This window comes from Synechococcus sp. BO 8801, assembly GCF_002252675.1.
Taxonomy (GTDB): Bacteria; Cyanobacteriota; Cyanobacteriia; order PCC-6307; family Cyanobiaceae; genus Cyanobium.
In genome coordinates this window covers 41,960-56,483 of record NZ_NQKY01000015.1, presented here as the reverse complement: position 1 = coordinate 56,483, position 14,524 = coordinate 41,960, and the positions used below count along the sequence as shown (strand labels likewise).

The following is a 14,524-nucleotide window of genomic DNA, read 5'->3' as shown; positions in this document are numbered from 1 at the left end:
ATGGTCGCTTCTCCACCGCCCGTCCAGCGGGTGCCCCTGAAACGCTTCGCCCATCTCAAGCGCCACCTGCCGGTGCCCCTCACCGTGCTCGTCACGGCCCTGCTGGCCCTCACCGTGGGGGCCCCTCGGCCGGCCGACGCCCAAAGCCGCCTGCCCAAGGGGTTCGAGCGCCGCGTGGGGGTCTGGCTCACCAACAGCCCCAGCCCCCTCTACTACGACGCCGCCCGCATCGAGACCGCCGTCGCCCAGCTCGACGCCGCCGGCTTCAACACCCTCTACCCCAACGTCTGGAGCCGGGGCGCCACCTTTCACCGCAGCCGCTGGGCGCCGCTGGAGCCGGCCCTGGCCCGCTCCAACCCCGGCCTCGACCCCATCTGCCGCTTCACCAAGGCCGCCCATCGCCGCGGCATGCAGGTGATCCCCTGGTTCGAATACGGCCTGATGGAGCCCGGCGATGCCGAGGTCGTCCAGAAGAATCCGGAGTGGGTGCTGCGTCGCGCCGATGGCAGTGCCCTCTACGCCATGCATGGCGCCAACCTCAAGACCTCCCCGCTCAAGGATCTGCGGGTGTGGCTGAATCCGGCCCACCCGGGGGTGCGGGCCCGCTTCATCGGCCTGATCAAGGAGATCGTCCAGCGCTGCGGCGTCGACGGCATCCAGCTCGACGACCACTTCGCCTGGCCGGTGGAGCTGGGCTACGACCCCTACACCCGCGCCCTCTACGTGGCGGACACCGGCCGGGAGCCGCCCGCCAACTTCAACGACCGCTACTGGATGAAGTGGCGCCGCCAGCAGCTCACCGCCCTGCTGCGGGAACTGCGGAGCACGATGCAGGAGGCGGGCGGTCCGCGGCGCACGGTGATCAGCCTCTCGCCGGGCCCCTTCCGCTTCGCCTACAACCACTGGCTGCAGGACTGGGAGCTCTGGGCCCTGGGCGAACTGGTCGACGACCTGATCGTCCAGAACTATGCCTATTCGGTGAAGGGCTTCGCCCGCGACCTCGACCAGCCGGCGCTGGTGAAGGCCCGCCGCTGGGGCATGCCGGTGGAGATCGGCATCCTCTCCGGTTTCGGTGGCCGCACCCCTGACATGGCCACCCTCGAGCAGAAGGTGCGCCTCTCCGCCGCCCGCGGCCACGGCGTGATCTTCTTCTACTGGGAGGGGCTCTGGGGCCAGTACGCCGGCCCCGAGGGGGCGGCCGCCCGCCAGGCCGCCTTCCGCCGGCTCAACCGCGAGGTGTTCGGCGGCCGCTAGGCGTCCCCAGTGGGTGTACCGAGGCACTGGCCCACCACCTCGCGGGTGTTGGTGGAGAGCTCGGCCGCCGCCAGCCCCTCGAGGGCTTCCCGCATCCGCTCCCGCCGTCCGGGGCCGTAGCTCTGCCAGCGGCTGAACACCTTGGCCATGCGCGAGGCCGTGATCGGGTTGCGCTGGTCGAGGGCGACGATCTGGTCGGCCATGAAGCGGTAGCCGCTGCCGTCGGCGGCATGGAACACCGGTGGGTTGCCCGCCAGCCCCCCCAGCACCGCCCGCACCGCATTGGGGGCCGCCGGATCGAAGCGGGGATGGTCGAGCAGCCGTTGCACCCGCTCCAGGCCATCGGCGAAGGGGGCGGCGGCCTCCAGGGCGAACCAGGAATCGAGGATCACGGGCTTCTCTTCCCAGCGGGCGTAGAAGGCATCCACCGCCTCCTGGCGGGCCGGGATCGGATGGTCCTGCAGCGCCCGCAGGCCCGCCCGGGCCAGGGTCATCGAGGGGCCGTCCACCGCCGCGCGGGCCGCCGCGATCGCCGCCGCATCACCCGCGGCCACCCGCCAGCTCCAGATCGAGCCCGTCAGCATCCGGTCGCCCACCCCTTCCGGCCAGGCCAGGGCCCACTGCGCGCTGACCCGCTCCAGGGCTCGCTCCAGGGGCTCGGCCAGGGCCTCGCCGAAGCGGCGGCGCAGGGCCTGCAGGGCGGCGAACAGGGCCGGTGGATCGGGCTCGGGCGCCCCATCCTCCAGTTCGGCCAGCCCAGGCAGGGCCAGCAGCACGCTGCGGCTGGCCTCTGAAAGGGAGGGGTCGGCCAGGATCCGCCCGAAGGCGTCGATCAAGGCGTCCTCCAGCACCCCATCCACCCGGCCGGCGGCCCGGCGCAGCAGGGCGCGGCGCAGCAGCACCTGGCCCGCATCCCAGCGGGCGAAGGGGTCGCTGTCGGCGGCCAGCAGATGCACCAGCTCGCTGGAGGGCCGCCCCAGCGCCACCTTCACCGGCGCCGAGAACTGGCGCAGCAGGGAGAGGGCCGGCGGCGGCGACTGGGCCGGCAGCCCCTCGAAGCGGAAGACCTGCTCCTCCTGATCGATCAGCAGCAGCCGCGTGCCCGCCCCCCAGCGGCGGCCCATCAGAGGCGCCGCACCGTGGTCGGGGTCCTCGGCCACCAGCCGCATCGGCAGGGGCTGGCCCGCCTGGCCCACCAGGCCCACGGCCAGGGGGATCACCAGGGGCTGCTTGTGGGGCTGGCCCGGGGTGGCGGGGGTGGACTGGCGCACGAACAGCTCCAGGGTCCCGGCGGCCTTGTTCCAGCGGCGCCGCACCTGCAGCACCGGTGTGCCCGCCTGGTGGTACCAGCGCCGGAACTGCACGAAATCGAAGGGCGGCAGGCGGCAGCTGTCGGCCACTTCGCCGGCGGCATCCTGCATGGCCTGGACGAAGTCCTCGCAGGTGGCGGCGGTGCCGTCGTGGCGTTCCACGTACAGGGCCATACCCCGCTGGAAGGTTTCCTCCCCCAGCAGGGTGTGCAGCACCCGGATCACCTCCGATCCCTTTTCGTAGATCGTGGTGGTGTAGAAGTTGTCGATCGCCTGGTACTGATCCGGCTGCACCGGATGGGCCGTCGGGCCCGCATCCTCCCGGAACTGGGTGTTGCGCAGCATCGCCACGTTTTCGATCCGGTTGAGCGCATGGCCATGCAGATCGGCCGAGAAGCTCTGATCCCGGAAGACGGTGAGCCCCTCCTTCAGCGACAGCTGGAACCAGTCGCGGCAGGTGATGCGGTTGCCTGTCCAGTTGTGGAAGTATTCGTGGGCGATCACACTCTCGATCCGCTCCAGCTCGCCATCGGTGGCCGTGGCGGCGTCGGCGAGCACCAGCTTCGAGTTGAAGATGTTGAGGCTCTTGTTCTCCATCGCGCCCATGTTGAAGTGGCGCACGGCGACGATGTTGTACTCGTCGAGGTCGTACGCCAGCCCATAGACGCGCTCGTCCCACTCCATCGCCCGCTTCAGGGACGCCATGGCGTGGGCGGTGAAGGGGGCATCGCCCGGCTCCACGTGCAGGCGCAGCTGCACGGAGCGGCCGCCTGAGGTCACGAACGTGTCGCGCACCTCCTCCAACCGGCCCGCCACCAGGGCGAACAGATAGGAGGGCTTGGGGAAGGGGTCGTCCCAGACGGCGTAGTGACGGGCTTCTCCGCCTGGCCCGGGGGGCAGGTCGCCGGCCTCGATGCCGTTGCCGTTGGAGAGCAGAACCGGGCAGCTGTCCCGGTCGGCCTCGATCCGCACCCGGAAGCGGCTCAGCAGGTCGGGACGATCCGGGTGATAGGTGATGCGGCGGAAGCCCTCCGCCTCGCACTGGGTGGTGACCATCCCCCCGCTCACGTAAAGCCCCTCGAGGCTGGTGTTGGCCCGCGGATCAAGCCACACCGTGCTGGTGAGCACGAACGGCCGCCGGGGCGGCTGCAGCACCAACAGGCGGTCGTCCTCCAGCCGATACGCCTCGGGGGGCAGGGGCACGCCATCGATCGCCAGGGCCCGCAGCTCCAGATCCACCCCGCGGAGCTCCAGCGGTTCCACCGGCCCTTCCGGCGCCTCCGGGGCGCCGGGCCTGGGCAGGAACGCCAGCCGCGCCTCCACCAGGGCATGGTCGGCGAACAGGCGCACCGTCAGGTCGGTGCGCTCCAGCAGGTAGGGCGCCGGACGGTAGTCGGCGAGGTGGACGACGGCCATCAGGGGCTTACCTGGGGGCCGCCGGGGTCGCAGGAGCTGGTGCCCCAGGCCGGGCGGCGCCCTGCTGCTTGATGGCGTCCTGAACCTTCTTCATCACGTCGGCCGGCACCTCCTTGGGGCAGATCTCGGCGGCTCCGAGCACGGCCGAGTTGATGGCGCCGCGGCGCAGCTCCTCGATGGTGAGGGCCTTGGTGCCCACCTGCTGGATCTCGCCCTTGTGCTGGCCGAGGATCAGCTGGGCGATGGTTTCGCCGGCGATGCCCACCGATTTCTCGAAGTCGATGCCGGCGGCGCGGGAGATGCAGACGTTGACGGCGCCGATGCGGGTGTAAAGCCCCATCTCGGCGGGGGTGGCGGGGGCGGCGTGCGCCGCCAGAGGTGCCAGCAGCAGCGGCATGGCGACCAGGGGGGCCAGCAGCGGCCGGGAGCGGCGGAGCAGGTGAGACAAGGGGTAGGGATTCATGAACCACCATCGTGCTGCATCGCAGCAGCCGCCACACCCGCCGCAGAGACCGCTCCGCGAGGCGGCCCAGCCGGCGGGGCCCCGGCCCTGACAGCGATTAACCGATCGGCTCTCCCGCCGCCTCCAGCCGGATCTCGTGGTGGAGCTCCACCAGCTCGAGGTTGCCGTGACGCCAGGTGTGGATCGAGCGGGAGCGGTAGTTGTCCCCATCCACCAGGCGGATCTGCTCGAGCACGTCCCAGTCGTCGTAGTGGGACTGGAAGGCCATGGTGTGCTCATCGATCTGGCGGATCTGGCTGACCGTGGGGGCCCCCGCCAGGTAGCCGCAGCTGCGCCGCAGCTGGTGACCGCAAAGCCAGGCCTCCATCGTGCCCTCGGGCCGGTAGTCGGGTTTGGTCTCGAAGAACGGTTGATGCCCCTCCGCCCACCAGGTGAAGCGGTAGCCCTCATCCCCGTCCACCAGCTCGCCGTGGACCTCGATGCGCAGGTTCATGTCCACCCGCAGCACCTCGTCGTCCTTGGTGAAGAAGTAGGTGCGCCGCGACCGCCAGAGCCCCAGGTTGCGGGCGAACCAGCGCCGCAGGCTGCTGTCGAGGCGGATGCGGCTCTGCACGGGGGGAACCCTGGAGAGGCCGGGCTGGGTCGGTGTGGTCATGGCGGGCCCACCCAGGCACACGGACGCGATCCCTGAAGTCCTAGCGACGTTTCCGGGTTCTGCCCAAAACCCCATAAGGTTGGGTGCATTGCCGCATGCCTGCCTTTGCCGGTCCTGGGGGAGCCCGATTTCCCGCCCACCTCGTCGCCGGCGGCGGTGGCGGAGGCCGGCACCGCCACCGGTGAGGCCCAGAAACCGCTCAAGCTGCTGCTGGTGGCGGCCCGCCATCACATGGCCTCCGCCGACCTGCGGGCCCTGCTGGCCTTCCTGCAATCGGAGGACTGCACCTGCAAGGTCTCCCTCCAGGTGGCCGATCCGGCCGACCATCCCGAGCTGCTCGAACTGCACCGCCTGGTGGCCACCCCGGCCCTGATCAAGCTCGATCCCCTGCCCAAGCAGGTCTTCGCCGGCAACACCCTGGCCCAGCAGCTGCGCATCTGGCTGCCCCGCTGGCAGCAGATGGAGGTGGTCACCACCCTGGGGCTGAGCCTGCGGCCGGCGGAGATGGATGGCAGCCGCAGCCAGAGGGAGGTGCAGCTCGAGGACCAGCTGCTGGTGCTGCGTCAGGAGAACGAAACCCTGATCGAGCGGCTGGGCGTCCAGGAACGGCTGCTGCGCATGGTGGCCCACGAGCTGCGCACCCCCCTCACCGCCGCCAAGCTGGCCCTGCAGAGCCATGCCCTGGGCCAGATCGACGAGAGCCGCTTCCGCGACGTGCTCAACCGCCGGCTCGACGACATCGAGGCCCTCTCCAGGGACCTGCTGGAGGTGGGCACCACCCGTTGGGAGGCCCTGTTCAACCCCCAGCGCCTGGATCTCAGCCAGGTGGCGGCCGAGGCCATCCTCGAGCTGGAGAAGCTCTGGGTGGGCCGGGGCCTGCAGCTGGTCACCGACATCCCCGCCGACCTTCCCGATGTCCACGCCGACCAGCGGCGCATGCGGCAGGTGTTCCTCAACCTGCTGGAGAACGCCCTCAAGTTCACCCCCGACGGCGGCAAGGTGAGCCTCAGCCTCATGCACCGCACCAGCCAGTGGGTGCAGGTGAGCATCTGCGACAGCGGGCCGGGCATTCCCCGCGAGGAGCAGCACCGCATCTTCCAGGACCGGGTGCGGCTGCCCCAGACCTCCGGCACCACCTCCGGCTTCGGCGTGGGCCTGTCGGTGTGCCGCCGCATCGCCGAGGTGCACGGGGGCCGCATCTGGGTGGTGTCCGAACCCGGCGAGGGCGCCTGCTTCAACTTCACCGTGCCGGTCTGGACCGGCCAGAGCTCCCCGGAACCGGACCGCTCCCTCCCCGGCCGGCCCACCGCCGAGGGCCTTCCTTGACGAAGGGTCCCTCCGGCCCGTAGCGTCCAGCACATCAGATCGGCGCCAAGCCGGCTGTGGCCTCGCCCCCATCGTCTAGAGGCCTAGGACACCTCCCTTTCACGGAGGCGACAGGGGTTCGAATCCCCTTGGGGGTATGCATCGGTTCCGGGCTCGGGACGGTTTCGTCCTGAGCCGGGCCATTTTTTCAGGGGTGCTGTTCAGCTGCTCCCTCGCCATGCCGCTGGCATCAGGGCCGGATGGCGAAGGGCCTCAGAGCTGCTGGGCGCGGCGCTGGGCTTCCCGCTGCACGCCCCGCAGGTTGCTGGCCAGATCCTCCTTGAGCCGCTGCTCGATCAGGCCGATCGGCATGCCCGGCTTGCCCTGCACGGTGAGGTCGTAGAGGAGCCAGGTGCTGGTGTCGTCGGCGCCCACCTGCCAGACGCCCTGGAAGCAGCGGAAATCGCCCTCCAGCATGCGGAAGGCCAGGCGACCCTGCTCCGGCTCTTCGCTGAGCTCCAGCTGGACGCGGGCACTGAAGCGCAGACCGCAGAACTGCTGGGTGCCCACCTGCTCCAGGGCGACCAGATTGCCGCGGCGCCAGAGCTGGCGGGAGCTGGCGAGATTGGGAATGAAGCGATCGAGATGGTCGTAGTCGGTGAGAACCGACCAGATCCACTCGGGGGGGAGATCGAGGCGCAGCTGCACCGCCAGGCGCCGGGTGCCCTGGGGGAGACGCTCCATCTCCTGCTGGATCGTGTCGAGGGCACAACTGGCCTCGCTGGCGACCATGGCCTCAGTGGAAGGGAGGTGCACGGGGCGGGGAAACGACGCCAGAAGCTGTGCCAAGACGGATCGGAGCTCGCTCGGGGCTTGCGTGAGGGTGGCAGCGGTCGGCACCGGGATTGGTGCGACGGAACACAAACTAACCGGTGTCTCCGGAATCCGGTCAACGAATCCGCACCGAAGGGGCGTGGGGCGAGTTCTCTATGATCGGGCCGATTTTCGGCTCCGACGCCCGCATGCGTGTTTCCACCGGCAAGGCCACCCAGTCCGACGGCCGCATGTTCACGGTTGTGGTCGAAGGCTTCGGCGTCGGCCTGCAGCGGCGGGCCGAGCGCCGGATCACCGTGCCATTCCCCCAGCTGCAGCGGCTGATGCAGACCATCGCCCAGCAGGGCGGACGCATCAAGGCCGTCAACGCCGAGGAGGTCCCCGCCGGCTCCGCTCCGGCCCCCTCTGACGCTGCGGTTTCCGACGCCCCGGCCGCCACCCCCACCCCCGCCAAGAAAGCCCCCGTGAGCCACGCCGACGTCCCGGTCAACCTCTACAAGCCGAAGGATCCCTTCATCGGCACGGTCACCGGCAACTACAGCCTCCTGGCCGAGGGGGCCATCGGCCGGGTGAACCACATCACCTTCGACCTCTCGGAAGGCAACCTCCACTACATCGAAGGCCAGAGCATCGGCATCATTCCCGATGGCGAGGACGCCAACGGCAAGCCCCACAAGCTGCGTCTCTATTCGATCGCCAGCACCCGCCACGGCGACAACTGCGAGGGCGGCACGGTCTCCCTCTGCGTGCGCCAGCTCCAGTACGAGAAGGACGGCACCACCATCAACGGTGTCTGCTCCACCTTCCTCTGCGACATCGAGCCGGGCGCCAAGGTGAAGATCACCGGCCCCGTGGGCAAGGAGATGCTCCTGCCCCCCGATGAGGACGCCAACATCATCATGCTGGCCACCGGCACCGGCATCGCTCCGATGCGGGCCTACCTGCGCCGCATGTTCGAGCCCTCCGAGCGCGCCAAGAACCCCGAGTACCAGTTCCGCGGCAAGGCCTGGCTGATCATGGGGGTCCCCAAGACGCCCAACCTCCTCTACGAGGACGACTTCCAGCGCTACCTGGCCGAGTTCCCCGAGAACTTCCGCTACACCAAGGCGATCAGCCGCGAGCAGCAGAACCCCAGTGGCGGCCGGATGTACATCCAGGACCGCGTCACCGAGCACGCCGACGAGATCTTCTCCCTGATCGAGGATCCCAAGACCCACGTGTACATGTGCGGTCTGCGCGGCATGGAGCCCGGCATCGACGAGGCCATGACCGCCGCCGCCGCCGCCAAGGGCCTTGAGTGGAGCGAGCTGCGGCCCCAGCTCAAGAAGGCCGACCGCTGGCACGTCGAGACCTACTGAGCCGATCGCACCCCGGGGCACACCGCCCCCGTTGCAAGGCCCGCTTCCGGCGGGCCTTTTTCATGGCTGACGATCCGAGAATGCTCACACCGGCAGGCTCCCTGTCGCAGCGATGCAGCGGGATGCCTGCGCCGCCGTTAAACCAGGGATGACCGGACGCCCTCCCCATGACCGCCATCCTCACCAACCCGCTGCGGGTTGGTCTGCGCCAGGAGCGGGTGATCTCGCCCCAGTGCATCGTCATCTTCGGGGCCAGCGGTGATCTCACCCACCGCAAGCTGATCCCGGCGCTGTTCGAGCTGTTCCGCCAGCGACGGCTGCCCAGCGAGTTCGCCGTGCTCGGCTGCGCCCGAAGGCCCTGGAGCGATGAGGAGTTCCGCGAGAAGATGGGGGCCGCCCTGGCCGATGAGATCGCCTCCCATCGCACCGCCTGGGAGCAGTTCGCCCAGGGCCTCTTCTACGAGCCGGTCGACCTGCAGCAGCCCGACCACCTGGTGCGCCTCGGCCAGCGGCTGGAGAGCATCGACCGGCTGCGGGCCACCCGGGGCAACCGCACCTTCTATCTCTCGGTCTCGCCGGAGTTCTACGGCAGCGGCTGCCGCGCCCTGGCCGGTGCCGGCCTGCTGGCCGATGCCGAGCGCAGCCGGGTGGTGATCGAGAAGCCCTTCGGCCGCGACTACGCCAGCGCCCAGGCCCTCAACAAGGTGGTGCAGGCCTGCGCCAAGGAAAGCCAGGTGTTCCGCATCGACCATTACCTGGGCAAGGAAACGGTCCAGAACATCCTGGTGCTGCGCTTCGCCAACACGATCTTCGAGCCGATCTGGAACCGCAACTACATCTCCAGCGTCCAGATCACCGCGGCCGAAACCGTGGGGGTGGAGGAGCGGGCCGGCTACTACGAGTCGTCCGGCGCCCTGCGGGACATGGTGCAGAACCACCTCACCCAGATCCTGGCCCTCACCGCCATGGAGGCCCCCGGCCGCTTCGATCCGGAGGCCATCCGCAACGAGAAGGCCAAGGTGCTGCAGTCGGCCAGCCTGGCCAACGAGGAGGAGCCCTGGAAGTGCTGCGTGCGGGGCCAGTACGCCGCCGGCGGCAGCCTGGCCCGGCCCCTGCCCGGCTACCGCCAGGAGCCCGGGGTGAACGCCAACAGCACCACGGAAACCTATGTGGCCATGAAGGTGGCCATCAACAACTGGCGCTGGCAGGGGGTGCCCTTCTACCTGCGCACCGGCAAGCGGCTGCCGAAGCGCCTCAGCGAGGTGGTGCTCACCTTCCGGGAGGCCCCGGTGCACCTGTTCGACGCCGCCGGTGGCGCCCCCACCCCCAACCAGCTGATCCTGCGCATCCAGCCCGACGAGGGCGCCGAGTTCAAGTTCGAGGTCAAGGCCCCCGGCTCCGGGATGCGCAGCCGGCCGGTCGACATGGCCTTCAGCTACGACGAATCCTTCGGCGAGCCCTCCGACGAGGGCTACGTGCGGCTGCTGGCCGACGCGATGCTGGGCGATCCGACCCTGTTCACCCGCAGCGACGAGGTGGAGGCGGCCTGGCGGCTGTACACGCCGCTGCTGTCCCTGATCGAGGAATCCCCCTGGCAGCTGCCGGTCCAGCCCTACGAGGCCCGCACCTGGGGGCCCACCGCCGCCGATGGCCTCCTGGCCAGTGACGGCCTGATCTGGCGGCGTCCCTGACGCCCGGCTCCAGGGCCCCCGCGCCCCCTTTCCCCTTCCGCAGCCCAGCGATCCCCGCCCCCTTCCGCGCCCATGGCTCCCCAGCTCACCCTCCAGGCCCCCCTCGATCTGCCGCCCGAGGAGGTCAACCCCTACCTGCATCGCCTCTGGACCCATGACCTGGAGGGCTCCACCGGGGCCGCCACCTTCACCCTGGTGGTCTGGGAGCCCTCCTGGCTGGAGCAGCAGATGGTCCGCATCGGCCGGGTCGACGGGCCGATCACCGGCCTGCTGCGCGCCGAGCTGCTGGAGGCGGCCCGCCAGGCCGTGCCCGAGACCGGTCTGCCGTACAGCACGGCGCCCATGGATCCCCGCCTGGCCTGGGCCATCGGCCAGAAGGAAGGGAACCACCGGCCCGAGGACCTGCGCGGCCAGTTCGTGGAGAGCGCCATCAGCGCCCACATGCCGCGGCGCCTGATCACCCTGGCCCCCACCCTCGACCCGGGCCATCCGCTCGAGACCCTGGTGGCGGCCTATTGCCCGCTGCCGGAGGAGGGCGGCGCCGGCGCCGCCTGCGGCGACGTGGTGGTGCTGCGCGGCGGCATGGGGGCCCTCAAGCAGAGCCTCGATCTGATCGTCTCCCTGGTGGACGACTCCCTGCCCTGCTGGGTGTGGTGGAACAGCAGCCTGGATGAGCCCTCCGAGATGCTCGAGGCCCTGGCGCCGCTGCCCCGGCGGCTGGTGATCGACAGCTCCCTCGGGGAGCCGCGCCGCTGCCTCGATCTGATGCTGGCCCGGATCAGCGCCGGCCAGGCTGTCAACGATCTCAACTGGCTGCGGCTGCGCACCTGGCGCGAATCCCTGGCCATGGTGTTCGATCCCCCGTCCCGCCGCGATGCCCTCGGTCACGTGGTGCAGCTCGACATCGACGTGGAGGGCGACCATCCGGTGAAGGGGCTGCTGCTGGCCGCCTGGATCGCCGACCGCCTCGGCTGGCACCTGATCACCAGTTACACGGTGGAGGTGGACGGTCCCGGCCCGGGGATCACGGCGGAGTTTGAGCGCACTGACGGGGTGGCCGTCCAGTTCACCCTCATGCCCGTGCCCATGGGCGTGCCCAAGACCCACCCCGGCGCCATCGTCGGCATGCGGCTGATCTGCGAACCGCAGCAGCGGCCCCCCCTGTGCGTGATTCTCTGCTCGGAGTCCGGCGGCTGCATGCGCCTGGAGTCCGGGGGCATGGCCAGCATGGAGCTGGCGGAGGGGGTGGTGCCCCTGCCCGAGGAGAGCGAGGAGATGGAGATGGCCCGCCTGCTCTCGGGGGGCCACGATTCCACCTCCCCGCTGCTGGCGGCGGCCGCCCCGCTGGCGGCGAGCCTGCTGCCAGGCTGAGGCACCTTCCGCCGGAGCGGCCGATGCCGCCGACCGCATGAGCTGCCTGATCGCGGCCCCCTGCAGCGGCAGCGGCAAGACCCTGCTGAGCCTCAGCCTGGCGGCCGTGGCCCGGGCGCGGGGGGAGACCATCCAGCCCTTCAAGGTGGGTCCCGACTACCTCGACCCCCAGCTGCTGGGGGCGGTGGCGGGCCGCCCCTGCCGCAACCTCGACCCCCTGCTCTGCGGCGAGGAGTGGGTGCGGCGCAGCTACCGCTGGCACGGCGGCCGGGCCGGACGGGTGCTGGTGGAGGGGGTGATGGGCCTGTTCGACGGCCGCGGCTCCGGCAGTGAGGGCAGTTCCGCCGCCGTGGCGGCCCTGCTGGGGCTGCCGGTGGTGCTGGTGGTGGAGGCGTCGCGCCAGGCCGGCAGCCTGGCGGCCCTGGTGCGCGGCTTCCGCGACCACGGCCCGCCCCGGGTGAGCCTGGCGGGGGTGGTGCTGAACCGGGTCGGCAGCGAACGGCACCGGCTGCTGTTGGCCGAGGCCCTGGCCACCATCGAGGTGCCCCTGCTGGGGGTGCTGCCCAGCCATCCCAGCCTGGAGCTGCCCTCCCGCCACCTGGGCCTGCTCACCCCGGGCGAGCTGGGCGACCTGGGGGAGCGCCAGAAGATCTGGGCCGCCCTGGCTGAGGAGCACCTCGACCTGGACCGGCTGTGGCCGCTGCTGGCACCGCCTGAGCCGGCGCCGGAACGGCGCGATCCGATCCGCTGGTGCCTCGACCGGGTCCCGCCGGAGCCGGCCCCCGCCGGGGCCGCCGGGTCTTCGGTAGCCGCCGGGGCCGGAACCCGCCTGCCGGTGGCGATCGCCAGCGATGCGGCCTTCCACTTCCGCTACCCGGAAGCCCAGGAGCTGCTCCAGGCCTGCGGCCTCAGCCCCGTGCCCTGGAGCCCCCTGGCCGACGATCCCCTCCCCCCGGACTGCCGGGCGGTGCTGCTGCCCGGCGGCTACCCCGAACTCCATGCCCCCCGTCTGGCGGCCAGCCGCCGCAGCCTCGGATCCCTCCGGGCCGCCGCCCGGGCCGGCCTGCCGATCGTGGCCGAATGCGGCGGTCTTCTGCTGCTGGGCCGGGAGCTGGAGGACCCGGACGGCCTGCCCCACCCCATGGCCGGCCTGCTCCCCTTCCGCGCCCGCCGGGGACCCCTCAGCCTCGGCTACCGCCAGGCCGTACCGGTGGCCGACGGACTGCTGGTGCGTCGCGGTGAATCCCTCTGCGGCCATGAGTTCCACCGCTGGCAGCTGCTGCCACAGCCTTCGGGCGCAGAGGTGTTGGCAGAGGCCGAGAGCCTGTGGCAACTTAAAGGATGGGGATCACCCGGGAGGATCGAAGGATGGAGCGCGCCGACCGTTCACGCCACCTGGCTGCACCTCCACTGGGCTGGATGCCCGGCGATTCCCTCGAGACTGGCCAGATCCGCCGCCAGCGCCGTGCCGCTGCCGAGGAACGCCGTTTCCTGCAACCCAGTCTCCGGGTGACCGCCACCACCCATGAGCGCTGGCGCATGAGCGTCCGTGGTCAGGTGCAGGGGGTGGGATACCGCCTGGGCTGCCGCCAGAAGGCCATCGACCTCGGCCTCAGCGGCTGGGTCCGCAACCGTCCTGACGGGTCGGTGGAGGTGGAGGCCGAGGGGCTGCCCGACCGGCTGGTGGAACTGCGTCTCTGGTGCGAGAAGGGGCCCCAGGGCGCCCAGGTGAGCGGCGTCACCAGTGGCCAGGTCGCCGTGGCGGGCACGGACTGGTTCGAGATCCGCACCTGAACCCCCAGCACCGGACAATGGGGCGTCATGACTCCCATGGATGCCGACCCCCAGCCTCTGGAGTGAACTGTTCGGATTCGGCCTGGCGATCAGCTTCAGTCCGCTGCACATCGGCCTGCTGCTGCTGATCCTGCTGGGCCCCAGCCCGCTCCGCCGCGGCAGCTGGTTCGTGATCGGCTGGCTGCTCACCTCCGCGGCGGCCATCGCCCTGCTGCTGACCGTGGGCCACGGCCTGCTGCTCACGATGGAGCGGGGCACTGACCAGCGCACCGGCCTCGACCTGCTGGGGGCGGGCGGTCTGCTGGCCCTGGGCCTCAACGGTCTGCTGAGCAGCCGCCAGGGGGGCGGTCCCCCCGGCTGGACCCGCCGGCTGGACGGCTTCTGCGCCCTGCCCCTGCCGCTCCTGCTCGGCCTCAGCGCCGCCGTGCAGGTGTCCAGCCCGGACGACCTTTTCCTCTATGCCCGCACCGCCGCCAGCCTGCTGGAGGCCGGGCTGAGCCGGCCCCGGGAGGTGCTGACCACGGCGGTCTTCAGCCTGTTCTCCGGCACCCTGCTGCTGCTGCCCCTGGCGGGGCTGGTGCTGGTGGGTCAGGAGCGGCTGCTGCCGGTGCTCCAGGCGGGCAAGCTCTGGCTGTTCGATAACGCCGAACTGATCGTGGCGGCCATCTGCTTCGGCCTGGCGATCTACCTCGGCTGGCAGGGGGTGGAAGGCCTGCGGGCGGGGTGAGTGCTCAGGGGCCCGTCGGTGGCTCCTCGGCCTCCAGGATCCGGCCCAGATACTTGGGGTCGTGCAGGGCGCCGTGGCGGGAGAGGGGCAGCACCCGCTCCTTCGGCAGGCCAGGCAGGGGCTGGCGGGAGCGCAGCATCAGCCAGCGCCGCACCAGCACGACCAAGCCGACCAGGGCCGCAGCGATCGCCAGGGCCCCCACATCCGTCAGCAGTTCACCGCCGCCGGATCCGCCGGCGGCTCTGGTGCCGACCGCCTGCCCGTCCGTGGCCGGGGTGGTGGCGATCATGGCCATCGGTCCCGCCTGGGGAAGCGCCATGCCGGGGGTCGCGGACGGGGGACGGGA

At 71.0% G+C, this 14,524-nt stretch carries 13 protein-coding genes and 1 tRNA gene; 9 read left to right on the top strand and 5 right to left on the bottom strand.

All coding sequences use genetic code 11. From position 1 onward, the window contains the following. Entirely contained in the window at positions 1–1,254 is a 1,254-nt protein-coding gene (locus tag CJZ86_RS11500) for a glycoside hydrolase family 10-like protein (protein ID WP_094586077.1), read from the top strand. On the opposite strand, the gene pepN is transcribed toward CJZ86_RS11500, so the two are convergent. From pepN to CJZ86_RS11485, 3 genes are all read right to left on the bottom strand, one after another. Further along, entirely contained in the window at positions 1,251–3,980 is a 2,730-nt protein-coding gene (gene pepN, locus CJZ86_RS11495) for an aminopeptidase N (protein WP_094586076.1), read from the bottom strand. The two genes, CJZ86_RS11500 and pepN, sit on opposite strands and share 4 nt — an antisense overlap. Before the next feature lie 7 nt (positions 3,981–3,987). Then, positions 3,988–4,428 carry a DUF8650 domain-containing protein gene (locus tag CJZ86_RS11490; protein WP_233133985.1) on the bottom strand — a complete coding sequence of 147 codons (441 nt, stop codon included), beginning with the start codon at positions 4,426–4,428 and terminating at the stop codon, positions 3,988–3,990. Between the two features lie 112 nt (positions 4,429–4,540). Next, the gene (locus tag CJZ86_RS11485) at positions 4,541–5,098 is read right to left on the bottom strand and encodes a hypothetical protein (protein WP_094586074.1); all 558 of its coding nucleotides are present in this window, start codon (positions 5,096–5,098) and stop codon (positions 4,541–4,543) included. Positions 5,099–5,254: 156 nt separating this feature from the next. Here CJZ86_RS11485 and CJZ86_RS11480 point away from each other — a divergent pair, with 156 nt between their 5' ends. Further along, positions 5,255–6,424 carry a histidine kinase gene (locus CJZ86_RS11480; RefSeq protein ID WP_094586099.1) on the top strand — a complete coding sequence of 390 codons (1,170 nt, stop codon included), beginning with the start codon at positions 5,255–5,257 and terminating at the stop codon, positions 6,422–6,424. Between the two features lie 64 nt (positions 6,425–6,488). After that, positions 6,489–6,561, top strand: a tRNA-Glu gene (locus CJZ86_RS11475). Between the two features lie 115 nt (positions 6,562–6,676). On the opposite strand, the gene CJZ86_RS11470 is transcribed toward CJZ86_RS11475, so the two are convergent. Next, complete coding sequence (locus CJZ86_RS11470; protein WP_094586073.1) at positions 6,677–7,195, bottom strand: SRPBCC family protein; 519 nt, start codon at positions 7,193–7,195, stop codon at positions 6,677–6,679. Positions 7,196–7,425: 230 nt separating this feature from the next. Between CJZ86_RS11470 and petH the strand changes: the two genes are divergently transcribed. The 6 genes from petH to CJZ86_RS11440 all read left to right on the top strand — a co-directional run bounded on the left by petH (position 7,426) and on the right by CJZ86_RS11440 (position 14,178). Further along, the gene (petH, locus tag CJZ86_RS11465; protein ID WP_094586098.1) at positions 7,426–8,595 is read left to right on the top strand and encodes a ferredoxin--NADP reductase; all 1,170 of its coding nucleotides are present in this window, start codon (positions 7,426–7,428) and stop codon (positions 8,593–8,595) included. 167 nt (positions 8,596–8,762) lie between these two features. Further along, positions 8,763–10,286 (top strand): glucose-6-phosphate dehydrogenase, encoded by a 1,524-nt coding sequence (gene zwf / locus CJZ86_RS11460; RefSeq protein WP_094586072.1) that lies wholly within the window; start codon positions 8,763–8,765, stop codon positions 10,284–10,286. A 72-nt stretch (positions 10,287–10,358) separates the two neighbouring features. After that, positions 10,359–11,657, top strand: a complete 1,299-nt coding sequence (locus CJZ86_RS11455) for a glucose-6-phosphate dehydrogenase assembly protein OpcA (protein WP_094586071.1) — start codon at positions 10,359–10,361, stop codon at positions 11,655–11,657. A 37-nt stretch (positions 11,658–11,694) separates the two neighbouring features. Beyond that, positions 11,695–13,170, top strand: coding sequence for a cobyrinic acid a,c-diamide synthase CobB (locus CJZ86_RS11450; protein WP_094586070.1), 1,476 nt, complete (start codon positions 11,695–11,697; stop codon positions 13,168–13,170). Further along, positions 13,167–13,451 (top strand): acylphosphatase, encoded by a 285-nt coding sequence (locus CJZ86_RS11445; RefSeq protein ID WP_094586069.1) that lies wholly within the window; start codon positions 13,167–13,169, stop codon positions 13,449–13,451. The genes CJZ86_RS11450 and CJZ86_RS11445 overlap by 4 nt, the downstream gene beginning before the upstream one ends. A 40-nt stretch (positions 13,452–13,491) precedes the next feature. Beyond that, positions 13,492–14,178, top strand: a complete 687-nt coding sequence (locus tag CJZ86_RS11440; RefSeq protein ID WP_094586068.1) for a GAP family protein — start codon at positions 13,492–13,494, stop codon at positions 14,176–14,178. Positions 14,179–14,182: 4 nt separating this feature from the next. Here CJZ86_RS11440 and CJZ86_RS11435 read toward each other — a convergent pair whose 3' ends face one another. Further along, entirely contained in the window at positions 14,183–14,497 is a 315-nt protein-coding gene (locus CJZ86_RS11435; RefSeq protein WP_094586067.1) for a hypothetical protein, read from the bottom strand. Between the last annotated feature and the right edge of the window lie 27 nt (positions 14,498–14,524).